Genomic DNA, 289 nt, shown 5'->3' on the forward strand with positions numbered 1-289 from the left:
CCTGGGTGGTGATGGCCGTATAGCCCTTGGCGGCATCGCCGGCGGGGATGACATACTCTTCAGAATTCGACCAGACATTGCCTATGATGTGATCGGCCGGGAAGCCTGTCTTCTGCGCGGTCTTCAAGGCGACGGGGTTCATCACGCCCCAGCCGCGCAGCACGACATAGTCAGGATGCTCGCGCCGGATGGTCAGCCACTGCGCCTGCTGCTCGTTGCCGGGATGCGGCACCTCGATCTGCGACAGCTCGAAGCCGTATTTCTGCGACAGCAGCTCATAGATCGGGAT

Annotated in this window: 1 protein-coding gene; it reads right to left on the bottom strand. The window is 61.6% G+C overall.

Annotation, left to right across the window (positions count from 1 at the left end):
* The coding region (locus EN862_RS35710) for an ABC transporter substrate-binding protein (protein WP_153227259.1) at nucleotides 1–289 on the bottom strand (289 nt) is incomplete at both ends.

The organism is Mesorhizobium sp. M2E.F.Ca.ET.219.01.1.1 (genome assembly GCF_004016445.2).
In the GTDB taxonomy this organism is placed as follows: domain Bacteria; phylum Pseudomonadota; class Alphaproteobacteria; order Rhizobiales; family Rhizobiaceae; genus Mesorhizobium.